Origin of the sequence: Cyclobacterium sp. SYSU L10401 (genome assembly GCF_010993705.1) — a bacterium.
In the GTDB taxonomy this organism is placed as follows: domain Bacteria; phylum Bacteroidota; class Bacteroidia; order Cytophagales; family Cyclobacteriaceae; genus Cyclobacterium.
In genome coordinates, this window is record NZ_WOFO01000004.1 from 493,392 (window position 1) to 517,326 (window position 23,935).

The 23,935-nt window shown below is 45.1% G+C and carries 21 protein-coding genes; 4 read left to right on the top strand and 17 right to left on the bottom strand.

The features are described from left to right. Positions 1-75: 75 nt before the first annotated feature. The 17 genes from thrS to GL182_RS12750 form a co-directional block, all read right to left on the bottom strand. On the bottom strand, positions 76-2,031 hold the full coding sequence (gene thrS / locus GL182_RS12670) for a threonine--tRNA ligase (RefSeq protein ID WP_163380030.1): 1,956 nt from the start codon (positions 2,029-2,031) through the stop codon (positions 76-78). Between the two features lie 311 nt (positions 2,032-2,342). Beyond that, entirely contained in the window at positions 2,343-2,600 is a 258-nt protein-coding gene (locus tag GL182_RS12675; RefSeq protein WP_163380031.1) for a Txe/YoeB family addiction module toxin, read from the bottom strand. Further along, positions 2,597-2,851, bottom strand: coding sequence for a type II toxin-antitoxin system Phd/YefM family antitoxin (locus GL182_RS12680; RefSeq protein ID WP_163380032.1), 255 nt, complete (start codon positions 2,849-2,851; stop codon positions 2,597-2,599). Before GL182_RS12680 ends, GL182_RS12675 begins: the two co-directional genes overlap by 4 nt. 282 nt (positions 2,852-3,133) lie before the next feature. Next, the gene (locus GL182_RS12685) at positions 3,134-5,743 is read right to left on the bottom strand and encodes a DNA gyrase/topoisomerase IV subunit A (RefSeq protein WP_163380033.1); all 2,610 of its coding nucleotides are present in this window, start codon (positions 5,741-5,743) and stop codon (positions 3,134-3,136) included. A gap of 322 nt (positions 5,744-6,065) precedes the next feature. Further along, positions 6,066-6,689, bottom strand: a complete 624-nt coding sequence (locus GL182_RS12690; protein WP_163380034.1) for a SatD family protein — start codon at positions 6,687-6,689, stop codon at positions 6,066-6,068. 113 nt (positions 6,690-6,802) lie between these two features. After that, on the bottom strand, positions 6,803-8,701 hold the full coding sequence (locus GL182_RS12695; RefSeq protein ID WP_163380035.1) for a DNA topoisomerase IV subunit B: 1,899 nt from the start codon (positions 8,699-8,701) through the stop codon (positions 6,803-6,805). Positions 8,702-8,714: 13 nt separating this feature from the next. Beyond that, positions 8,715-9,218, bottom strand: a complete 504-nt coding sequence (locus GL182_RS12700; protein ID WP_163380036.1) for a DNA topoisomerase IV — start codon at positions 9,216-9,218, stop codon at positions 8,715-8,717. A 96-nt stretch (positions 9,219-9,314) separates the two neighbouring features. After that, positions 9,315-10,901, bottom strand: coding sequence for a sialate O-acetylesterase (locus tag GL182_RS12705; protein WP_163380037.1), 1,587 nt, complete (start codon positions 10,899-10,901; stop codon positions 9,315-9,317). 69 nt (positions 10,902-10,970) lie between these two features. Beyond that, the gene (locus GL182_RS12710; protein WP_163380038.1) at positions 10,971-11,747 is read right to left on the bottom strand and encodes a phenylalanine 4-monooxygenase; all 777 of its coding nucleotides are present in this window, start codon (positions 11,745-11,747) and stop codon (positions 10,971-10,973) included. 127 nt (positions 11,748-11,874) lie between these two features. After that, entirely contained in the window at positions 11,875-12,894 is a 1,020-nt protein-coding gene (aroF, locus tag GL182_RS12715; RefSeq protein WP_163380039.1) for a 3-deoxy-7-phosphoheptulonate synthase, read from the bottom strand. Further along, positions 12,891-13,664: a tryptophan synthase subunit alpha gene (trpA, locus tag GL182_RS12720; RefSeq protein ID WP_163380040.1), complete on the bottom strand. Its 774-nt coding sequence runs from the start codon at positions 13,662-13,664 to the stop codon at positions 12,891-12,893. The genes aroF and trpA overlap by 4 nt, the downstream gene beginning before the upstream one ends. A 6-nt stretch (positions 13,665-13,670) precedes the next feature. After that, positions 13,671-14,849: a tryptophan synthase subunit beta gene (trpB, locus tag GL182_RS12725; protein WP_163380041.1), complete on the bottom strand. Its 1,179-nt coding sequence runs from the start codon at positions 14,847-14,849 to the stop codon at positions 13,671-13,673. A gap of 12 nt (positions 14,850-14,861) precedes the next feature. Beyond that, positions 14,862-15,515, bottom strand: a complete 654-nt coding sequence (locus tag GL182_RS12730) for a phosphoribosylanthranilate isomerase (protein WP_163380042.1) — start codon at positions 15,513-15,515, stop codon at positions 14,862-14,864. Next, complete coding sequence (gene trpC, locus GL182_RS12735) at positions 15,512-16,333, bottom strand: indole-3-glycerol phosphate synthase TrpC (RefSeq protein ID WP_163380043.1); 822 nt, start codon at positions 16,331-16,333, stop codon at positions 15,512-15,514. Before trpC ends, GL182_RS12730 begins: the two co-directional genes overlap by 4 nt. A 2-nt stretch (positions 16,334-16,335) precedes the next feature. After that, the gene (gene trpD, locus GL182_RS12740; RefSeq protein WP_163380044.1) at positions 16,336-17,346 is read right to left on the bottom strand and encodes an anthranilate phosphoribosyltransferase; all 1,011 of its coding nucleotides are present in this window, start codon (positions 17,344-17,346) and stop codon (positions 16,336-16,338) included. Positions 17,347-17,357: 11 nt separating this feature from the next. Continuing rightward, positions 17,358-17,921 carry an anthranilate synthase component II gene (locus GL182_RS12745; protein ID WP_163380045.1) on the bottom strand — a complete coding sequence of 188 codons (564 nt, stop codon included), beginning with the start codon at positions 17,919-17,921 and terminating at the stop codon, positions 17,358-17,360. Positions 17,922-17,946: 25 nt separating this feature from the next. Then, positions 17,947-19,353 carry an anthranilate synthase component I family protein gene (locus GL182_RS12750; RefSeq protein ID WP_163380046.1) on the bottom strand — a complete coding sequence of 469 codons (1,407 nt, stop codon included), beginning with the start codon at positions 19,351-19,353 and terminating at the stop codon, positions 17,947-17,949. Between the two features lie 330 nt (positions 19,354-19,683). On the opposite strand from GL182_RS12750, the gene GL182_RS12755 reads away from it, so the two are divergent. The 4 genes from GL182_RS12755 to GL182_RS12770 all read left to right on the top strand — a co-directional run bounded on the left by GL182_RS12755 (position 19,684) and on the right by GL182_RS12770 (position 23,584). Next, on the top strand, positions 19,684-20,520 hold the full coding sequence (locus tag GL182_RS12755; protein WP_163380047.1) for a sulfurtransferase: 837 nt from the start codon (positions 19,684-19,686) through the stop codon (positions 20,518-20,520). Beyond that, complete coding sequence (locus GL182_RS12760) at positions 20,517-20,951, top strand: DUF3037 domain-containing protein (protein WP_240469820.1); 435 nt, start codon at positions 20,517-20,519, stop codon at positions 20,949-20,951. Before GL182_RS12755 ends, GL182_RS12760 begins: the two co-directional genes overlap by 4 nt. Before the next feature lie 223 nt (positions 20,952-21,174). After that, positions 21,175-22,722: an AbgT family transporter gene (locus tag GL182_RS12765; RefSeq protein ID WP_163380048.1), complete on the top strand. Its 1,548-nt coding sequence runs from the start codon at positions 21,175-21,177 to the stop codon at positions 22,720-22,722. Positions 22,723-22,735: 13 nt separating this feature from the next. After that, complete coding sequence (locus GL182_RS12770) at positions 22,736-23,584, top strand: serine hydrolase (RefSeq protein WP_163380049.1); 849 nt, start codon at positions 22,736-22,738, stop codon at positions 23,582-23,584. Positions 23,585-23,935 lie beyond the last annotated feature (351 nt).

Below are 23,935 nucleotides of genomic sequence, written 5' to 3' on the forward strand. Positions count from 1 at the left end.
GTTGTTGTTTAAAGTTTCAATCTGCAAATATCTAATAATTTTTTAAATATTAAAAATCAACAAATTATTATACTGTTATTTATTCAATGATTCCCTGATGATTCCCTGAAAGTACGCCACAAAATCCTGAAGTTTGAAACTTCCCATGTCGCCTTCGCCATGTTTACGAAGAGAAAGCTCATTTTCTTCCTGCTCCTTTTCGCCTACGATCACCATGAAGGGAATCTTTTTCACTTCTGCATCCCGGATCTTCCGGCCTATTTTCTCATCCCGATTGTCAATTTCCCCTGAAATACCATGGTCTCCCAGCAAAGATTTGACGCTGGCTGCATAGGAAGCAAATTTTTCGGAAATGGGCAGGATCACCAACTGCTCAGGGGCCAGCCAAAGCGGGAAATTCCCCGCACAATGCTCAATCAGTACCGCTACAAAACGCTCCAGTGAGCCAAAGGGTGCCCGGTGAATCATTACAGGCCGGTGTTTTTGGTTATCAGAACCGGTGTACTCCAGTTCAAAACGTTCGGGCAACTGGTAATCTACCTGAATGGTGCCCAGCTGCCAGCTCCTTCCCAAAGCATCCTTGACCATAAAGTCTAGCTTGGGTCCGTAAAAAGCCGCTTCTCCCAGTTCAGTAACCGTCTGAAGCCCCTTTTCTGAAGCCGCTTCAATGATGGCTGCTTCTGCCTTGTTCCATGCTTCCCCTTCTCCTATGTACTTCTCCATATTGTCCGGATCCCGCAGCGAAATCTGGGCCGTGTAATCATCAAAACCCAGGGCTTTGAATACGTACAAAACCAGATCGATGACCTTGATAAATTCCTCTTTCACCTGATCCTGCCGGCAAAAGATGTGCGCATCATCCTGAGTAAACCCCCGCACCCGGGTCAATCCATGCAGTTCCCCGCTTTGCTCGTACCGGTATACGGTACCAAATTCGGCATACCTGACCGGCAGGTCCTTGTAAGACCGGGGCTTGCTTTTGTAAATCTCACAATGATGGGGACAGTTCATGGGTTTCAGCAAAAACTCCTCCCCCTCGTGGGGGGTGGTGATCGGCTGAAAGGAGTCCTTGCCGTATTTCTCGTAATGCCCGGAAGTCTCGTACAGGGCCTTGTGACCGATATGCGGCGTAATGACCTGCTGATAACCGGAATGATCCTGCTCTTTTTTCAGGAAACTGACCAGACGCTCTCGAAGCAAGGTGCCTTTGGGCAGCCACAGGGGCAGGCCCATTCCTACCTTTTCCGAAAAGGTGAACAGTTCCAATTCCTTGCCCAGCTTGCGGTGGTCTCTTTTCTTAGCTTCTTCCAGCATTTCCAGGTATTCCTTCAGCTCTTTGGCCTTGGGAAAGGTAATCCCATAAATCCGGGTAAGCATCTTGTTCTTTTCATCCCCACGCCAGTAAGCTCCTGCGATATTGAGCAACTTAACCGCCTTTACAAATCCGGTGTGTGGTATATGGGGTCCCCGGCAGAGGTCGGTAAATTCTCCTTGCCTGTAAAATGTAATGGATCCATCCTCCAGTCTTTCCAGCAGGTCCAGTTTGTATTCATCACCTTTGTTTTGATAATAATTAAGGGCCTCCTCTTTGGAGATTTCCTGCCGGACATAAGCGTTTTTCTGTCGGGCCAGTTCCACCATCTTGGCCTCTATTTTTTCCAATTCAGCCCCTTCCAAAGTCTTCTCTCCAAAGTCTACGTCATAGTAAAACCCCTGGGCTATCGGAGGGCCGATTCCAAATTTAATACCGGGGTAGAGGGCTTCCAGGGCCTCCGCCAAAAGGTGGGCAGAGGAATGCCAAAAGGTGGATTTTCCTTCCTTGTCGTTCCAGGTAAGCAGGGAAATACTGACGTCCTTGTTTATCGAACGGGTGGCATCCCATACTTCGCCGTTAACCTTTGCGGCGAGAACATTTCGGGCCAGCCCCTCGCTGATGCTCATGGCGATTTCCAGGCCGGTGACTCCCTTTTCAAAAACCCGGACCGACTGGTCGGGAAAGGTTACATTGATTTCATTTTCGGATTTCGACATTTTTTCGCTTTCTGTTTAACCTACACCTTTACAAACAGGTGTTTTTAACGGACTGCAAATATGCACATTCGGGAGGGGAAAAAAAAGAGGAAGCCAGGCTTATCCCGGAGATTGGGATAAAGGTAGCTGAATTGGTTGGAATCTAGCTGGTCTTTGCTGATGCCTGGATGACCCCATAAATAAAACAACCCCAAGACACGCCAGGGCTGCTCCGGCCTATAGCCCATCAATAGCATGCCTGAAGAACAGGGTGACAATCGGGAAAGCTGAAAAACAAAATCATTGCTGAATTAGGATGCCCTCCCATTTTTTTAATCATAATGAAACCTGCATTTTGCTATCAAAATTTCATCCGATTTCACCTGATAAATCAGTCGATGTTCGCCATTAATCCTCCTGGACCAAAAACCGGAATATTTGTATTTCAGTGGCTCGGGTTTACCGATTCCGTCAAATGGGTTCCGTGCAATATCCTTTATCAGGGAATTAATGCGCTTCAGCATTTTTTTATCCGTCTGCTGCCAATACAAGTAGTCTTCCCAGGGTTCATCTACGAACACTAACTTCATTCCTCTATCAGGCCTTTTTCAAATGAGGAACCTGATTTAAGTTTGGAGATAGCCCCATCAAGCCTCTTTTCGTTGGCCTTTGAGGATAATTCATGATGAGTTGCTGTAAGCGAATTGTACTCCTCCAAGGAAATGATTACTACCCCGGTATCCTTGCCGCGGTTAATAATCAAGGTTTCAAAATTACCTGTAACACTGTCCAGATACTTTTTAATATTTTTCCTGAAGTCGGATAAAGTGGTAGTCAGCATGCTTTTTAATTTTTTATGTACATAAAAGTGTACAATTATAACAATTTCAGGTTGCCAGGCGAATGTTTTTTTGACAAATGAGCCAACATTCAGATAAAATATACTATTTGGTTAACCTGGGTTTATACGGATGTATTGATTCTAGAAACTGGAGGGATTGAGTTTTCGCAGCAAACGCAACGAAAACGCAGAGAACGCAACGATAGGAAAATCCATAGACCTGTTTTATCAAGTGGCTAACCTCTGAAAAAACCCACCGCAACCCCCGCAAGAAAAAGCATATTAAAACAAGCCCAGCTGCTCCTTATCCTCATCATCGTCTTCCTCGTCTTTCTTCTTCAGGTCAAAATTGACGGTGGAGCCAACAGAAAGGTTTTCATCGGTATTCCCGGTTTTCTTTTTTTCCGACACCAGCAGTTGAATCGATTTTACGGTATGGTTGCTCAGGCGGTTGCCAACTGACCGCCAACCCTTCACATCAATCAGCATGTCCATGTCGTAGACATTTTCGTCGATCTCTTTCCCCTTTTGCAGCTTCACCTTTACCTGTGGCTGCTTTTCGGTGGTGACTACCGTCAGCTGAGAATTTTTGTGATCGGAAATAAAATTGAATTTCTTGTTGAGGGTTGAGGTTTCTATCTGGAATCTTTTGATAAAATATTGCTTGCTGGCTCCATCAAAATAGATGGCTGAAACCACCCTTTCGGAATCGAATTTTTGAATCAACAGCAGGTTGTCCTGATCAAATCGATTGGTCAATTCAAAATTAGTCAGTTCATAATGGCCGTCTTTGAAAAAAGCGATGATTTTGTCATCCCCCAGGAAGTTGCCCACCAATTCACCCCGCTCGTCGGTATTGAGTCTGCCCACAGAAGGGTCATAATAGATGTTCAGTCCACCCAAGGTAGAAACCCCTTCCATTTTAAGCTGAATTTTCCGGACAGGATGCCTGGTCAGTATATTGCCCTGAGCTCCCCTTCCCTTGATTTCTATGTCTTTAAAATCAAAATCGAAAACCTTGATCCGGGCTTTGCTGCCGGCCGTCAGGTAAACCGTTATGATTTCGGCTTCTCCATTGGCATTGGCTGTAAAATACAATATTTTGGATCCTTTGGTACCTTTGGTAAGCGGGTATTCCCGGTCCCGGGTTACACTCAGGACCTGAAACCTTTTGATCATTGCCCTGCCGGAAGCCCCATCCAGGTACACCAGGTTATACACCATGCGTTCATCTCCCTTCCGGTATACCGCCACATGGATGATATCTTTGCCTACAAATACCTTGTCCTGGATTCTGGAGACCAGGCAAACGCCATCCTTCCGGAAAACAATGATGTCATCCAGGTCTGAGCAATCACAGACAAACTCGTCCTTTTTCAGGCCGTATCCAATAAAGCCATCTGCCCGGTTTACATACAGTTTTGCATTGTTGGCCGCCACCACATTGGCTGCAATGGTGTCAAAAGTGCGGATTTCGGTTTTCCTTTCCTTGCCTTTACCATATTTGCTCAGCAGGTTTTTATAATACTGTATGGCATAATCGGTGAGGTTTTCCAGGTGGTGGTTTACTTCTTCCAGCTCCTCCTGAAGCTTACGCATCAGTTCATCTGCCTTAAAAGTATCAAATTTTGATATCCGCTTGATTTTGATCTCCGTCAGCCGGATGATATCGTCGCGGGTGATTTCCCGGTAAAACTGCGGCTTAAAGGGCTCCAGTCCCTTATCTATGGTTTCTATGACGGCCTCCCAGGTCTCACATTCTTCTATGTCCCGGTAAATCCTGTTTTCTATAAAAATCTTTTCCAGAGAAGCAAAAAGCAGCTTTTCCATCAACTCTCCCTTGCGGATTTCCAGCTCCCTGTTCAGAAGGGCTTTGGTCTGTTTGGTATTGTATTCCAGGATTTCATTTACGGTCAGGAATACGGGTTTTTCCTCTATGATTACACAGGCATTGGGAGAAATGCTGACCTCACAATCAGTAAAGGCATACAAGGCATCAATGGTCATGTTGGGTGACTGCCCCGGTGCCAGCTGAACCATGATCTCCACGTCCTTGGCCGTGTTGTCCACTACTTTTTTGATCTTGATCTTGCCTTTATCATTGGCTTTGATAATGGATTCAATCAGTGAATTCGTAGTGGTGCCATAGGGGATATCTTTGATCAGCAGGGTCTTGCTGTCTTCCTCCTCTATTTTGGCACGGACCTTTACCCTTCCTCCCCGCAGCCCCTCATTGTACTCGGAGAAATCTGCCAGGCCCCCGGTATTGAAATCAGGGAGCAGGTTGGCTTTTTTTCCCTTGAGTATTTGTATGGACCCTTCGATCAGTTCGCAGAAATTGTGGGGAAGTATTTTGGTACTTAAGCCCACGGCTATGCCTTCCACACCCTGGGCCAGCAGCAAGGGGAATTTTACAGGAAGGGTGACGGGTTCTTTTTTTCTTCCATCGTAGGACAGCTGCCATTCGGTAGTCTGTGGATTGAAAACCACCTCCAGGGCAAACTTGGACAACCTGGCCTCAATGTACCGGGCTGCCGCTGCTCCATCACCGGTACGCACATCTCCCCAGTTACCCTGCGTTTCGATCAATAAATCCTTTTGCCCCAGGTTCACAATGGCATCTCCAATAGAAGCATCTCCATGGGGATGGTATTGCATGGATTGCCCGATAATGTTGGCCACCTTGTTAAAGCGTCCGTCATCCATCTCCTTCATGGCATGAAGGATCCGGCGCTGAACAGGTTTGAGCCCGTCTTCTATGGCCGGAACCGCCCGCTCCAGGATCACATAGGAGGCATAATCCAGAAACCAGTCCTTGTACATCCCTGTGACGGGGATGGAATCGTGTAAGCTCTCGTCCCCTTTATCGGGGTTAATGTCGTTATCACTCATGTTTTATTCAAATAATTCCAAATAGCAATAGTAGAAAATACCAATAAAACGGAAATAATATTTCCTACCAGGAAATAATCATTGGATATTTTATCTTCTTCATTTTTCAGCCTTGTACCTATTTTTAAAGCCCCAAACAAAATAAGGGATTGGCCAAAACCCTGCATTAGACCTACATATAGAAATAAGCGTTCTAAAATCCCCAAAATCATCGGTCTAATGGAAAAACCCCTTTGCATAAATTTCTTTCTGAGCATCAGAAATACCCAAAAGGCTAAGAATTCGGAAGACAAATAAATGGCTAGAAGCAAATAAAGAAAGTTCATCGACACAAGAGGATTTCTAATGACCTTTTTAATTTAAAGTAATTATCCATACCCAAACTTTTATTTCTCTTCCAAACCAATGACCTGGTTTTTTTTAGCTTTTCCGCTACCAGCTTATAATCTTTCAACTCCAGCAAGTGAGAAATTAAAACCCTATCTCTCCAATGCCAATTTCTCAAATAAGATAGGTAGAGGTTAAGATGTATTTGCTTCAACTCTTTATCCTCGATATCCCCTCCAATAGAAAGCAAGTCACCCTCATCCTTCAGCATATTCAACCTTTCTCTCGCTTTAGTCAAAGCAGGCCCCATCATGCCATGGGCTATTTCCGTATTTATTTCTGTTTCAATTTCTCCCAGTTCAACAGCGTACCTTAGGGGTAATTCTTCATTCGCTCTCCACTTGTTTTCTTCTAACCAGGTGATAATTTTATATAATGAACACTCGCTTCTAGCTATTCCCTGAAACTCATCTCCCAAGGTAATGGTCAGTGGAGAAATCAATTCTTCTTCATTAACATTATTACACTTTTTAACTAAATCTGCAAATGTTTTGGCTAATTTAGATAGGTTGGAAAACTCGCTGCTCCCAATAATATCGGCCATCAAAACATAATTCATATCATTTCACTTTTTACAAAAATAGAATTCATTTCATAAAATGTGAAATAAATGGATTTATTTCATAAAATGTGAAATAAATATCAGCAATTTCTCAAACCAACAACCTGTCATCAGACCGCCTCGGACTCTTCTTCAACTGTCTTTACCGCCGGATCATCAAAAACGATGTCTTTTTCTATTTTCAGGTTATCGATGATGAAAGTTTGCCGGTTGGGGGTATTTTTGCCCATATAGAATCCCAGCAGGTCGGCGATCTTTGTTTCCTTATTCAGTATAATTGGCTCCAGGCGGATATCTTCCCCGATAAAGGCTCCAAATTCACTGGGAGAAATTTCACCCAAACCCTTAAATCGGGTGATTTCAGCTGTTTTGCCCAATTTATGAATGGCCCGCTGCCGCTCCTCATCCGTGTAGCAATAAATGGTTTCCTTTTTATTCCGGACCCTAAACAAAGGGGTATCCAAAATGTACAGGTGCCCATTTTTGACCAGGTCCGGAAAAAACTGCAGGAAATAGGTCATGATCAGCAGGCGAATGTGCATGCCATCCACATCGGCATCGGTGGCAATTACGATTTTCCGGTACCGCAAGCCCTCAATCCCATCTTCTATATTAAGCGCATGCTGCAGGAGGTTGAATTCCTCATTCTCGTACACCACTTTTTTGGTCATGGAGTAGCAATTCAAAGGCTTCCCTCTCAAGGAAAAAACGGCCTGGGTCTGCACATTCCGGGATTTGGTAATGGAGCCTGAGGCTGAATCTCCCTCTGTGATAAACAGCATGGTGCCATCCTTCAGCTCTGCATCTGCTTTATTGTCATCGTAATGTACCCTGCAGTCCCGAAGTTTTTTGTTGTGCAGGTTGGCTTTTTTGGCCCTTTCATTGGCCAGCTTCTTGATACCGGAGATTTCCTTTCTTTCCCTTTCCGATTGCAGTATCCTTTTGAGCAGGGCATTGGCCGTATCCGGGTGCTTGTGCAGGTAGTTGTCGAGTTCTACCTTTACAAAGTCATTGACAAAAGTCCTCAAGGTAGGCCCGTCCGGTCCAACACTATGAGAGCCCAGTTTGGTTTTGGTCTGGGACTCAAACACCGGCTCCTGCACCCTTACAGCGATGGCTGCCACCACGCTCTGCCGGATATCCGAAGCATCATAATCCTTCTTGAAAAACTCCCTGACCGATTTTACAATAGATTCCCTAAAAGAAGACAAGTGTGTACCTCCCTGGGTGGTGAATTGCCCGTTTACAAAAGAGTAATACTCCTCTCCGTACTGATTGGAGTGGGTAAGGGCTATTTCTATGTCCGTCCCTTTCAAATGAATGATGGGGTACCTGCGGCTATCCTCATCCACTTTTCTGTCAAGCAGATCGAGCAGGCCATTTTGAGAGTAAAATTTGACCCCATTGAAATTAATGGTCAGGCCTGAGTTCAGGAAAGCATAATTCCAAATCTGATTTTCAAGGTATTCGGGTATGAAATGGTAGTTTTTAAACACCGTGGAATCGGGTGAGAAAACAATTTTTGTCCCGTTTCTTTCTGAGGTCTTTTCGACCTTTCGGTCCTCCACCAACTCTCCTTTTTGAAACAAGGCCACTTTGCTCTCCCCTTCCCGGAAAGACTGTACCATAAAATTTTCCGAAAGGGCGTTCACGGCCTTGGTACCAACCCCATTCAGGCCCACCGATTTTTGAAAAGCTCCGGAATCGTACTTGCCGCCGGTATTGATTTTGGACACGCAATCAATCACCTTCCCCAGGGGAATTCCCCGGCCATAATCCCTGATTTCTACTTTGTGCTCACTGATTTTTACTTCGATGGTCTTGCCATGACCCATCATGTGTTCGTCTATACTATTGTCCAGTATCTCCTTGACCAGCACATAAATACCATCATCCTGGGCACTGCCATCCCCCAATTTACCAATATACATGCCGGGTCTGAGCCGGATATGTTCTTTCCAATCCAGGGATTTGATACTGTCTTCTGTATATTGAACGTTCGCTGCCATAAAATACTGATTTTCAACTAATAATATTACCCGTTTTCACCTGTTTCATTTTTCCGGCCAAAAGATAAAAAAGTACGGCTATCCAAACCAACAACAATAGGGGAGCCAGGTAAAAAAAGAAGTTATAGGATGAACTGCTGATTTCATTTTGATTGCTGAGGCTATGGATATAAAAAACAAGGACCGCAGAAGCTACATTGAGTATCCCGATAAAGGAATATATCCAGGCAAGCATTTTATCCCTGTAGGGATCTCCCACAGGGAAGAGTCGTTTCAGGGAAACATTTATTTTCATTTCTATCAACTTGGCCGGAATGATCAACATCACATTAAAAATCAAAAAGAAAACTACAGAGGTATAAAAGAAGGCATCTCTGCTCACTTGCTTTAAGGGCATTCCTGCTTCGTTTACAGCGTAGGTAGCAAACTCAGGCAAAGCGGCGTACACATACAGCAAAAAGAACAAGAATAAGCCTATGGAAAGAAAATAAAACACTTTGGCAAAACGGGTATACATGATTTTTCAATTAGACCGCTAATATAAAAATTAATCCAGTACCAAAAGGGTAAATTTCGGGAGCCTTTTCGAAGGACCGGTCAGGTATTAAACTAATCACCTGAATTCCAGTATGCGATCTGCTTCGTGGCCAATGCCATGGATGATTAATTTATTTGGATGAACTGTCACCACCGCACCGAGTGCAGGACTTGTCGCCTCCACCATTCCTTCAAATGTCAGGTGGTGGACCCCATGGTCATCCTGCACATAATTCCCCTCATGATGGTGCCCCGAAAACCAGGCCAGGAGTGCAGGTGACGCTCCTATGGCATCCAATATTTCCCGGCTATTGAGCAGGTGAAGGCCATTTTCAGGCAATAAGGGGTAGTGGCAAAACACCACCACTTTTTTGCCTGCTTTTTCGGCATTCCTGACCTGAGTGATTAACCACTGCAGCTGACCCTTTCCGATGGCACCGTTCCATGGCTTGGCATTATTTGCTCCTGAAGCCTCCAATTCGGTCATCAGGGCCTCCGCCATTTTATACCTTTCACTCCCTTTGGGATGCCCCTCCAGGCTAATGTCCATGCCATTCAAAACCAGAAACACCAGCTTCCCCTTTTCAAAGGCATAATAGCCTTGTTCATTCCCCAGTCTTTTTCCCACTTCCTGCTTGAGCTCGTCCTCCACTGAAAAGTCATGGTTTCCCCAAACATGATGAAAAGGGGCCCGGCTCTTTTCCAAAATGGCCAGCGGCCTGTCAAAACTTGCAAAATCCCTGTCTATCAGGTCACCCAGATTGACTGAAAATTCCAGGTCATGAGCATTCAGAAAGGGAATGGTTTGTTCGAGAATACTCAGGGTTCCCCGGTAGTTACGCTTTCCTGCAGTAGCTACATCTGCATATTGTACGTCGGCTATGATGCCGAAGGCAAAGCGTTCGTTTGCTGCGTTTTCGTCCAGTAGTGTTTTCATTTTATCGGCGTACCTTTCTCCCAGCAAAACTTGACTGGGACTATCAAAATGGGTGCTATCAAAGGTGGTAGTTCCATAGCTCATGACCACTGCGGTATGGGGCACTTTATCAGGTAATGCAAGGATCATTTCATTGAATTTTTTTCTGCTTATTTTATCCTCCGACACCTGCCCGGCTACAAATGGCAGATCAGGCAAGCCCAGACTATCCCGCAAGGCCCCTATCAAACGACTGATCTGATCCAGGTATTGGTCTCCTCTTCCAACATTGGACTCTCCCTGGTGCCAGATGACCCCCTTTATGGTGCCGTGTTCGGCTGCTTGCCTGGACCTTTGAACGATTTCATTAAAAAAATGAGATCCCGGCATCCACTCCTCAATGGCACTACCACCTTTGGCATTGACCAGCAGGCCGGTTTTTCTTTCGGGCTTGTATTCATGTATCTTTCGGGCAAAACCATAGGCAGGACTTAGTTTTTGCATGCTGCTGTCCTTTCTTATACTCGAATAGAGATTCAGGGGATTGGCTGCAGGCAGCCAATCGGTTCCGGAAAACAGGAAAATTCCGGCTAATGTATCTGCAAGCTCCGGCTTCACTTCTGCCCTGCCGGCCATGTTTGATTGGCCGATTGCCAGGTAAATATCCATATCCTGCCGGGCTTGCAACTGGCACCAAAAAAGGATTAGCAGAGGTAAGAGAAAATATTTCTTTAGTGTAGGGCTCATTGTACCGTGAATTTTTGCCTTTAACATGAATCCCCAAGAATAAATAAAAAGACCCGAAATACCCCGGATTTATTCACCTTTTTCCAATAGCTCAGCCAGTTTTTCTTCGATCAGGGGCACGGAAGTATACAAAGCTTCAAAATCTTCAATGATAAAATACCTGTCCTGAAATTTATTTTTCCAGTAAGGTGTATTCAAAACCGTCTCCACTTCATAGGGTAGGTGCTGGGGTTCGTCAGACAGGCAAAACTTGGTCTCCCCAGCTGAACTAAGGATACCCGCTCCATATATCCTCAGCTGTCCCCTTTCACGGATCAACCCAAATTCAATGGTGTACCAATAAATCCTTGAGAGCAGATCGATGGCCAATGGATTATCAATATACCTGAGAGCAATCCCAGCCAGATCTTTTAAAAACCGGGTATAGTCCGGATCGGTCAGCAGTGGCAGGTGGGCAAAGGCATCATGAAACATGTCCGGCTCCTCCAGGTAATCGAGGTTTTCTTTTTTTCGCAGCCAGGTAGAAGCGGGAAAACGCTGGTGATACAACAAGCTAAAAAACAGGTCATCATCAATCAATCCCGGAACGACCTGAATGGCCCATCCGGTAACAGCTGCCAACCTTTTGTTGGCCTCCTCAAAATTGGCAATATGGTCTGCTGAAAAACCAATCATTTGCAAGCCATTCATGAATTTTTCGGAGGCCGCACCTGGCAGGTTTTTATACTGACGTTCGTAAAGAATGCGCCAAACCTGAAAATCTTCCTCAGTATAGGTATCATATACTTGTTTTAGTTTTTTAAGCCTGGGATCCAACAAAACCTCCTCCGGATTTTTTTTATTCATTTTCTTTCCATTTCAAATTCCTGGTTTGCATAAAAATCTCCCTCCCCACCTTCGGGCCTTTTCCGGGAATATCTCTGCTACCGTCCTTAAAAATCAACGGAAAAAAATGGCTCCGGTTTATAAATCCCTACAGCAAATCAAAAGTTTTTCTCAGGGCAAAGGTTTTTCTGATTTGATCGGCCAGAAGGGCACTTTGCTCAAAATTCAAGGTCTGCTGCCCATCGGAGTAAGCCTTATCCGGGTTTTCATGGGACTCGTAAATGATGCCATCTGCACCTGCCATGACCCCGGCCAGGGCCATTTGTGTAACAAATTCCCTGATACCTATCCCATGTGAAGGGTCCACGACCACTGGCAAATGGGATTTAGATTTCAGGATGGGAACAGCATTCAGGTCCAGTGTATTCCGGCTGGCCTTTTCATAGGTCCGAATTCCCCTTTCACAGAGGATCAATTTTTCATTTCCACCGGAAAAAACATACTCGGCCGATTGCAGGAGCTCTTCTATGGTACCGGAAATCCCCCTTTTGATCAATACGGCCTTATCCACTTTACCCAATTCATCCAGCAAATTAAAATTCTGGGTATTTCTGGCACCTACCTGAAACACATCCACGTAATCGTGCATTTCCTCAATTTGCGAAACCTGCATGACTTCAGTCACAATTTTAATTCCTGCAGCTTTGGCCTGTTTGTACCACAATTTAAGTCCATCCATTCCCAACCCCCTGAAAGCATAGGGGCTGCTTCTGGGTTTAAATACCCCTCCACGCATCATGGTGATCTTGTTTTCTTTCATGTGAGCGATGACTTTGGCAATCTGCTCCTCCGATTCGATGGAACAAGGGCCGGTAATAATGGCCATATCACCGTCTTCGAAACCGATGCCGTCACCCAAATCGATTCTGGTCGGTTTTACTTTCCATTTTTTGGACACCAATTTGTATTCATCCGAAACGATGTGGATATCCTGAATCCCATCCAGCACCCCTATTCTCCTGATATCGAAGGGCGCTTTGCCAATCCCAATCAGGTAATCCCCCACCTGGGTTTTGACTGCTGTCACTTTATACCCCATCCGGTTGACTTTTTCCATTAAAGTCTCCTTTTGGGGGGCACTGATGTCCTGATTTAGCTGAATAATCATGATAGGATACTTTGAATATAGTGGTAAATGTCTTTTTTCAAGTCTTTCGAATCGCGGAGTACATGAATAAATGCGCTACCAATGATGGCTCCATGCGAATGGGCCGCTGCAGTCTTGAAGGAGGCCTTGTCTGAAATACCAAAGCCAATCAGCCTGGGGTTTTTCAGCCCCATGGCCTTTATCCGCTCAAAATAGGCTATTTGCTCAGGAGAAACGGCTTTTTTGGCGCCGGTGATACTGGCAGAAGAAACCATATAAATGAAGCCATCTGTATGTTGATCAATCTGCCGGATTCGAGCTTCAGAGGTTTGGGGTGAAATCAGGAATGTATTTCTCAAATCATGCGCATCAAACCAGCTTTTGTATTCGGTCAGGTATTGCTGCATGGGCAAGTCGGGCAAAATAAGTCCATCCACTCCCACTTCCTTGCATTTTTTACAAAAATCCTCCATCCCATACTGGACAACTGGATTCAGGTAGCCCATCAGTATCACCGGAATACTTACCTTTTCCCTCATCTTTTCCAATTGCTCAAACAACAGATGAAGAGTCATGCCATTTTTCAGCGCCACGTTATTGCTTTCCTGAATGGTAGGGCCATCTGCAATGGGATCTGAATAGGGCACCCCTATTTCAATGATATCCGCCCCGGCAGCTTCTATGGCTTCCATGATGGGCAAGGTATCTTCCAGTTGGGGGAAACCGGCAGTAAAATAGATGGATAAAATGGACTCCTTCTTGTTTTGAAATAATTTATCTATGCGGTTCATAACAGTTTAATAGTTTCCCCATTTGATGTAAGTTTCTAAATCTTTATCACCTCTACCTGAGAGGTTGATCACGATCACATCCGTGGACTTGTATTCGATCTGATTCAGGGCATGGAAGGCATGCGCAGATTCTATGGCTGGAATGATGCCTTCCAGACGGCTTACCTCTATGCCTGCCTGCATGGCATCCTCATCTTCCACTGCTACAAACTCTCCCCTTCCGGAATCGAACAGATGGGCATGAACAGGTCCGATACCGGGATAGTCCAGACCTGCGGAGATGCTGTGAGGCTCCACTACCTGACCATCTGCTGTCTGCATCAGCAAGGTTCGGCTGCCATGAAGGATGCCAGGCTTTCCAAGCAAGGTAGTAGCCGCTGACTTACCAGAACTCACCCCCATACCCGCCGCCTCCACGGCAATTAACCTTACATTCGGTTCATTGTAATAATGGTAAAATGCACCGGCGGCATTGCTACCTCCGCCTACACAGGCTATCACCAGATCCGGATTTTCCCTGCCTTCCTTTTCCATTAGCTGGGTTTTCATTTCTGCGGAAATGACGGACTGAAACCTGGCCACCATCTCCGGGTAGGGATGCGGGCCCACAACAGATCCAATGATGTAATGGGTATCTACGGGATTATTGATCCATTGGCGCATGGCTTCATTGGTAGCATCCTTCAGGGTCTTGCTGCCTGAATTGGCCGGTACCACCTTCGCTCCCAATATCCGCATGCGTTCCACATTCGGCTTTTGTCTTTCCATGTCTACCGCACCCATATAAACGGTACATTCCATCCCCATCAGGGCACATACAGTAGCCGTGGCTACTCCATGCTGTCCTGCCCCTGTTTCCGCAATGATACGCTTCTTATTTAATTTTTTTGCCAGAATTATCTGACCAACGGTATTATTGATCTTATGGGCTCCGGTATGACAGAGGTCCTCTCTTTTAAGGTAAATCTTTGCCCCATATTTTTCGGACAGCCGGTTTGCAAGAAACAATGGTGTCGGCCTGCCGACATAATCCTTCAAAAGCCTGTCAAACTCTTCTTTAAAAGCTGGGGAAGCCATGATAGGTTGGTAATTTTCCCGAAGCTCCTCTATATTAGGATAAAGCATTTCAGGGATGAAAGCACCCCCAAATTGCCCATAAAATCCATTTTCGTCTACTTTTATCATTGGTGTCTCCATCTATTTTTTTATTTTCATTGCTCTGTTTCTAAGCTGCCGGGTAAATTCAGTAATCAATTTCAGGTCTTTTAACCCTGGTCGTACTTCAAATCTGGAATTGATATCAATTCCTTCCATCGCCGGCAGGGATTGATAAAATTCCAGTATTTCGTCCACCTGTTCAATACCAATTCCCCCACTCAGCAAAAACGGTTTGTTGAACGGGTTTTGTTTCAATAATTCCCAATTGAAACGGTGACCAGTGCCTCCGAAAGTGGGCCCGTCGGTATCAAAAAGAAAATAATCCACATGGGGCAGGTAAGGTTCCAACGCTTTCCATGACCAGTCCGCCCCAATGCGAAACACTTTGATCAATTCCACATCCAGCTGACGTTTGATTTCCTCTAATTGCTGCGGTAATTCATCCCCATGCAACTGAACCTTTCCCAAACCATAAGCCTTTACTGTGGATTGAATGGTATCGCAGGAGGCATTTACAAATACCCCGACTTTAGGCAAGCTCCACTTCTGATAGGTCTCGGGAGCATGGCCAAAGCCAGGCACATACCGCCTGGATGGGGGATAAAAAATCATGCCCACCCAGTCGATCAAACCTATTTCCTGCAGGCCTTCAAAGTTTTCATTATCTGCCATGCCACAGACCTTGATGATCATGATTTTGTGATTTTGGTTTGTTCTGCCAGTAATTTCCTGAAATGCTGCATGAAATTGTAGGCCGCCTGATGGGGTCTGATGGTTTTCATGAAATTCTCTCCAATAAGGAAGCCATCAAATCCTGCTTTCTTTAAGCGCACCAGGGTAGCCGGATCAGAAAGACCACTTTCTGAAATTTTTACATATTCCCCTGGTATTATTTCCACCAATTCCAGTGAAGTTTCTACATTGACATCAAATGTTTTCAGGTTTCTATTATTCACGCCAACCAAATCAACGTTTTCGTTGAGGCTTTCTTCCAGTTCCTGTTTGTCATGCACTTCCAGTAATACTTCCATACCCAGCTCCCTGGCGAGCCTGGCCAGTCGGTACAATTCCTTTGGAGCCAGTGCCGCTGCAATTAGCAGGATGCAATCGGCGCCCAGGGAACGCGACTCAATAAGCTGGTATTCATCCACGATAAAGTCCTTTCGAAGTATGGGGCAATAGTTGAATTTTCTGGCTTGCTTCAGGTCTTCTTCCGATCCTCCAAAAAACTCCTGGTCTGTCAACACCGACAAGGCAGAAGCCCCGGCCTGCATGTATCCGATGGTAACCTGTTCCACCCTGGCGGTCGGATTGATCCAGCCTTTGGAGGGAGACTTTCTTTTAAATTCGGCAATGATACCGGTTTTCTCGGGATCCCTCACATATTGCTTCATCGACACCGTCTGGCTGTCAAAAAAAAGGCTTTTTTCCAGTAGCTTGGCAGGGTACAGACTTTTCCTTTCTTTTATTTCCGATTGTTTAAACGCAATGATTTTATCCAGTATATTCATATTCAACTGATATTTATGGATGTTTTGGGGGCTACCAATTCTTTAAATACTTTTAAGGCCTTTCCGTTTTTCAGGCACTCTGTGGCTGTCTCCCTGGCCTTGTCATAAGTCCATTCCGGTTTGGAGGTAAGCAAAGCCGCTGCGGCGTTGGCGATCACCACCGCCTCCTGTTCGGCACTACCCTTTCCTTCCAGGATGTGGAGAAATATTTTAGCAGATTCTTCTACTGTACTTCCCCCCTTGATAGCCTCCGGAGAAATGACCTCAAACCCCAGGTCTTCCGGACTTAAGACCTGCTCTCCCCGATTGGAAATCCATTTCAAGCCGGCTGTCAGGGATATTTCATCATATCCATCCAGGGCATGCAAAACACTGAACCGAACATCATGGTTTTGGTACAAGTATCCATATAACCTGGCCAATTCCAGGCTAAAAACTCCCACCAGCTGCTTTTTAGGGAAACTGGGGTTTACCATGGGTCCCAGCATATTGAAAAAGGTCTTAACGCCCAATTCCTTTCTCACCGGACCTATATGCTTCATGGCCGGGTGGAAAAGGGGAGCATGAAGAAAGCAAATTCCTGCCCGATCCAGGCTGCTCCGTAATTTATCTACGTCGTTGGTAAACTCATATCCGAAATGAGCCAGCAGGTTGGAGGAACCACATACAGAAGAAACGCCCACATTGCCATGTTTGGCTACGGGCTGACCTGCACCTGCCACGATAAAGGAAGCCAGGGTGGAAATATTAAAGGTATCCTTTCCATCGCCCCCTGTTCCACAGAGGTCTATGGCATCATATTCAGGAATTTCTACCGGAATGCAGCGCTCCAGCATGGCCTCCCTAAAACCCATCAACTCCTCCACCCGCACACTGCGCATCATAAATACGGTAAGAAAGGCCGCCATTTGGCTATTATTCACCTCTCCTGCAGTCATTTCTTTCAGCACCCCTTTGGCTTGTTCCTTGCTGAGGGTTTTATGCTCGATCAGGTGATTCAGTATCTCTTTCATTGCTACTTGATTTAAGCTCCTTCAATCCAATTTTTGATAATCTGCACCCCATGTTCGGTAAGGATGCTTTCCGGATGAAACTGCAGGCCTTTCACCCGGTATTTTTTATGTCTTACTGCCATGATCTGTCCATCCGGTGTTTTGGCAATCACTTCTAATACTGCCGGAAACAGCGTTTCATCTATGACCCAACTGTGATACCTGCCGACGGTAAAAAACTCCGGAACCCCTTCAAACAAGGGGTCTGGTTGTATCCTTACTTTGGAAGCCACTCCATGTACTACCTCAGTAAGGTTGATCAGCCCTCCTCCAAAGGCCTCTCCAATGGCCTGATGGCCCAGGCAAATGCCGAGGATATCCTTAGATGGAGCATATTCCTTTATCAATTCCGGCATGATTCCTGCCTCGGAGGGAATCCCTGGGCCAGGAGAAAGCAATATTTTATCATAATTATCTACTTCTTTCAGGCTTATTTTATCATTCCTGTAGATATCCGGGGCATAGCCAAGATCCCGGATAATATAGACCAGATTATAAGTGAAAGAATCGTAATTGTCCAGTACCAGTATTTTCATCGGTTAATCGTTTACTTGTAAAAATCTAAATGCCCTCTGCTGACTTAAGGGCCACTCTCAGGGCTTCCAACTTGTTGCTTACTTCCTGCAACTCACTTTCGATGGAAGATTTGGCCACCACTCCCGCCCCGGCCTGAAAGCGAAGCCGGTTATTTTCAGACACAAAAGACCGGATCAGGATGGCATGGTTGAAATCACCATTGAACCCTAAAAACCCGATGGCACCCCCATAAAACTTTCGGGAACAATTTTCCAGGCCATCGATCAATTCCATGGCCCGGTACTTAGGCGCTCCTGATAAGGTACCAGCAGGAAAAGTATCGGCTACCAGCTGTAGGGGGTTGGCCCCTTCGGGAAGTTCTCCCGTCACCTTCGAAACCAGGTGAATGACATGGGAGTAATATTGGATTTCTTTAAAAACCTCCACCTTCACCTTTACGGAGGATCGACTGAGGTCATTTCTCGCCAGATCCACCAACATCACATGTTCTGAATTTTCTTTGGGATCATCATATAACTTCACAGCCAATTTGGCATCTGCCTCATCATTTCCGGTTCGTTTAAACGTCCCGGCAATGGGGTAAATGGTAGCCTTGCTTCCTTTGACAACGATTTGGGCTTCAGGGCTGCTGCCAAAAATTTTGTGAGAGCCATAATCAAAATAAAACAGGTAAGGGGAAGGGTTGATCGAACGTAAAGCCCTATAAACATTGAATTCATCCCCCTTAAATCCGGTAGAAAAGGTGCGGGAAAGCACGATCTGAAATACATCTCCCCTGAAGCAATGGTCCCTACCCTGGGCCAGAATGTCCAGAAATTCCGGATCGGTGTAGTTGGAACTTATCTCTCCCTCCAATTGGAAATCATAGCTTGGAAGGTTTTTATTGTTGAGGATCATTTCTATTTTGGGAATACCGGATTCACCAGGTTCTCCCTCCAGATAATGTTCAAAAATGTGTAATTCATTTTTGAAATGGTCCACCACAATCATATTTTTATAAACAGCATAGTGGATCAAGGGAACTTCCGAGTCCTGGGTGTGTCGAAGGCTGATATCCTCAAAATAATTGACCGCATCATACTGAATATAGCCAAAAAGTCCATTGGTGATGAATTTAAAATCTAGCTGATCCTCCTGAAAGTTATTGGAAAAGCTCCTGAGTGCGTCCATTATTTTCTCCTCCTTGTCAGGCTTTCTGAAGGAAGTCTTCTGACCTGGCAGCGAGGTTCTTATTTCCCCTTTAATCAGAGAAAAAGAAGCCATAGGTTCACAGCAAATATAGGAATAGCTGTTTTCATTGCCATGATAATCAGAACTTTCCAGAAGGATGGTATTGTTATACCTGTCGCGAATTTGCAGGTAAATACTCACCGGAGTGATGGTATCTGCCAGCAATTTTTTGTACCGGGTTTTGATTTTAATTGGTTTCATCGACTGAGTTTTGCATAAAAAAAGGCTTGCCGGGAGTCCAGCAAGCCTAAGTATATTTGTTTTATCAAATTTGGGCAATGGTTAGCTGTGCTCCCTCTAAAAGAAGTAAGTAAGCCACCACCAGATTTGAATCGTTTTTTTCATAAGTTGAGGCAAATATAGAAAAGGCCCTTCATTTTCAAAAGTTATTTTGATTTATTTTAAAGGCTGAAAAATTCCAGGAGCAAATGAGTTCTGCAACATCTTTTTTCCAACATTTACCGCAAATACTAAGCTTTTGCCTTTATATTTGAGCTTTTATTCCTTTAACCACCTAAAACTATTCCTTTTATGATATCAAAAGCACCCCTAATCTCTGCCGAAGAACTGCTAAACTTAATGGGAGATCCAAATCTGGTATTAATTGATGCCAGCTTTGACCGGGAAAAGTACCTGTCCGGGCACCTCAAAGGTGCCCTACACGTAGATCTCAACCAGCAGTTGTCTCATATCCGGGAGGATGCCTCAGCGGGAGGACGCCATCCCCTTCCGGAACCCGATGCATTCGGAAAAACACTTGGAGCATTGGGCATAGGTCTTGAAAGCCATGTAGTGGTCTATGACGACAAAAATGGGGGCATGTCTGCTGCACGGTTTTGGTGGATGCTTAAGGCCCTGGGTCATGACAAGGTGCAGGTATTGGATGGTGGAAAAGCAGCGGCTGAAAAAGCTGGCCTTCCTACCTGTCACCAAAACGAAAGTCCCAAACCCACTGCTCCCTATCCGGCAAAGGATTGGCAATTACCTCTGGCAGATATGGAGGAGGTAGAAAAAGCGACTAAGAACAATAATAAAATGGTCATAGATGTACGGGAAACCAATAGATACCGGGGTATTTCAGAACCCATAGATCTGGTAGCAGGCCATATTCCAGGCGCAGTCAATATTCCATTTTCAGAAAACCTGGATGAGTCAGGGAAATTTTTACCTGCTGAGGTATTAAAAAAGAAATATGAAACCCTACTGGAAAAATCCGCCGACCGTACCATCATTCATTGTGGGTCTGGAGTAACTGCCTGCCATACTTTACTTGCTTTAGCCCATGCAGGCATGGAAATCCCCAAATTATATGTAGGCTCCTGGAGTGAATGGTCCAGGAACAACCGTCCCATGGCCACAGAAAAATGAATGAATTAGCACTCCGAACGGTACAGGTCATGCAATACAAAATGCCAGAAAAGCACTTGTATGAATACGCCATCGTCCGGGTAGTGCCCCGGGTGGAGAAGGAGGAATTTATCAATGTCGGAATAATCCTGTGCTCCATACAACAACAATTTTTAAAATGCTCCACCCACCTGGATAAAACCAAATTGCAAGCCCTTGATCCGGATGCGGATCCGGAAACCATACAAGATCATTTGAATGCCTTTATCCGGATTTGTAAAGGTGAGAAAGCAGCCAGCCCCATTGCTTCGCAAAATACCGCTTCACGTTTCCGTTGGCTGACAGCCGTAAGAAGTTCTATGATTCAAACCTCCCGACCACATTCGGGCCTTTCGCCCAATTTGGAGGAAACATTTAAAGCCCTTTTCGAGGACTACGTCGGCACTTATTAGTTTATCATTCGCTGCTTATAACTCATTCCCTACTTATAACCTGCACACCTAACCTCTCAATTTTATTCTGGTCACTATGAAAAAAACAAGGGTTAGCGGGAACTACCTTTTTCCAAGACCAGGATAGCTTACCCGGCTTGATTGAATTATCTTATAATTTTTTACCTCAGGCTCCGGTAAATGTGCCGCAGATTATTATTTTTGGTTTTCTATAAAACAGAAAATGAACGATAACTTACAAAAAAACAGCCTGCTGGATCGCTTCCTAAATGCTATTGAAAAAGCAGGTAACAAGCTCCCGGACCCTGCCATTTTATTTTTATTCCTGTTGTTGTTTACCTGGTTGCTTTCCGCTTTGCTGGCACCGGTAGACTTTGGCGAACTTGATCCCAGAACGGGAGAAAAACTATTTGTTCAAAACCTGCTGACGGGTGAAAAAATGGCGGATTTTCTGTCCCGTATGATCACCGTTTTCATCAGTTTCCCTCCCTTGGGTGTAGTATTGCTGGCCATGTTGGGTGTGGGGGTAGCAGAATATTCCGGATTTATTCCAGCCGGTTTGAAGTACCTGTTGGGTTTTACCCCAAAAAGCCTGCTAACGCCTATATTGGTTTTGGTAGCTATCGTCAGCCATACAGCGGCTGATGCCGGATATGTACTGGTAATTCCTCTGGGCGGAGTCATTTTTTATGCAGCCGGGAGGCATCCCCTGGCAGGGATTGCAGCCACTTTTGCGGGGGTATCGGGTGGTTTCAGTGCCAATTTTATTCCATCCGCTATAGACCCGCTACTGCAAGGCTTTACCCAATCCGCAGCCAGGATCATTGATCCGAATATCAGCCTCAACCCTTTAAATAACATTTTTTTTACGGGACTTTCCAGTGTGGTCGTCATCGGAGTGGGCTGGTACCTGACAGATCGTATCATTGAACCACGATTAAACAGGAATAATCCGGTAGACCAGGACCTTTCAGATGTTCCTACCATGGAACCCTTGCAAACGAAAGAAAGAAAAGCTTTTAAAATGGCCAGCCTAGTGATGCTCCTGGGCCTGGCAGGGCTGTTTTTCTGGGCTTATCCGGATGGCTCTAGCTTGCGGGATGTATCGGGAGAAATAACCTCTATTTCGGCACCACTGATGCAATCCATTGTACCACTGATCTTCCTGGTTTTTTGGGTTCCCGGAATAATTTTTGGTTTCATGTCCGGCAATTACAAAAATTCAAAAGATGTGGTCGCCTCCATGAGCAAAGCCATGGGAGGCATGGCAAATTACATCGTGATGGCTTTTTTCTGTGCTCTCTTTATAGATGCCTTTACCCAATCCAATATCGGTTCAATGACTGCCCTGAAAGGAGCTTCTTTTCTTCAAAGTTTACAGCTTCCTCCTCAGGTGACAGTAGTAGGCATTGTTTTTTTAAGTGCCTTTGTAAACCTTCTGGTAGGTTCCGCTTCTGCAAAATGGGCTTTGATCAGTCCGATTTTTGTCCCCATGTTGATGCAGTTGGGGATATCTCCAGACCTTACACAAGCGGCCTACCGGGTAGGGGATTCGGTTTCCAATATCATTACCCCCTTACTGCCCTATTTTCCCCTGGTAGTCATTTTCTGTCAACGATATGTTAAGAAAACCGGTATAGGCACGCTGGTATCCCTGATGCTGCCCTATTCTTTGTACTTACTGCTCATTTGGACGGTATTCCTGTTAATTTACTGGGCTTTAGGCATACCTTTAGGCCTGCAATCTACCTATACCTATCCTGCCATTTAGCCCCTACTTCATAATGATCAATTCCTCAGGTATAAAATCCTTATTTTTCTTGTTGCTGAGTTTCCCGGGTTTTGCCCTGTTTTGCCAGGCCCAGGAGGAATGGCCCGATTTTATGGAGCAATTTCCGGATTACCTGCAGATTTCCCTGCAGGTTCAAAATGAAACTGGAGATATCCTCTTCCAGCAAAATTCCGATAAAAGCATTCCATCTGCCAGCATCATCAAAATCCCCATTTTGATTGCCCTCATGGAGAAAGTGGAAAATGAAGCGGTCAACCTGGATTCCCTTTATACCCTGCAGGCATCTGATAAGGTGGGAGGAGCAGGAGAAATGCAGCACCTTCCGGAAGGTTCCAGGCTTACTTTTCGTTACCTGGCGGAAGAAATGATCCGTATCAGCGACAACACTGCAACCAATATCCTAATTCGAACAATTGGAATGGACTACATTCAACAATGGCTTAGCAAGCATGGTTATAAAGCCACCCAACTGAATCGCTTCATGATGGATTTTAAAGCCATTGAGGCGGGAAGACAAAATTATACCAGCCCAAAGGAAATCAACGAAATACTTTTGAATCTTTGGAATGGCGCATGGCTGAAGGAAGCATCAAAGGAGGAAATCATGCATTGGCTCAAAGGATGTGCAGACAATAGTACGATCCCTAGCCGCTTGCCAACCGATACAATTGTAGCCCATAAAACAGGAACCCTGGATTATGTGCGCGGTGACGCAGGTTTGATACTGGGAGATAAACCATTAATATTGTCTGTTTTTGTGGAAAATTTCCAATCAATGGAAGAGGCAGAGGCCGCCATTGGCAAGATTGCATTAAAAGCCTATACGGATTTTGGCAGATAAAAGCCTGTCTTTGGGTTTATCTCGGTTTTGAATAAGGCATGATTTTTGGTTTTGAACTTAATAACAATCAAATTCAAAATGTATTTACCATGAAAAATTCTGAATTAGTCAAAATCCTCAACGAATGTGCCATGGCTTGTAATCACTGTGCTGACGCATGTTTGGACGAAGATAATGTTTCACACATGGTGGACTGTATACGGACCGACAGGGCCTGTGCGGAAACCTGCAGTACTACAGCAAAGCTGATGTCCATGTCTTTCGGTCCTCTGGATGAATTGCTGAAATTTTGTACCAGGTTATGTGGGGCATGTGCCGATGAATGCGAAAAACATGAGCATGCACACTGCC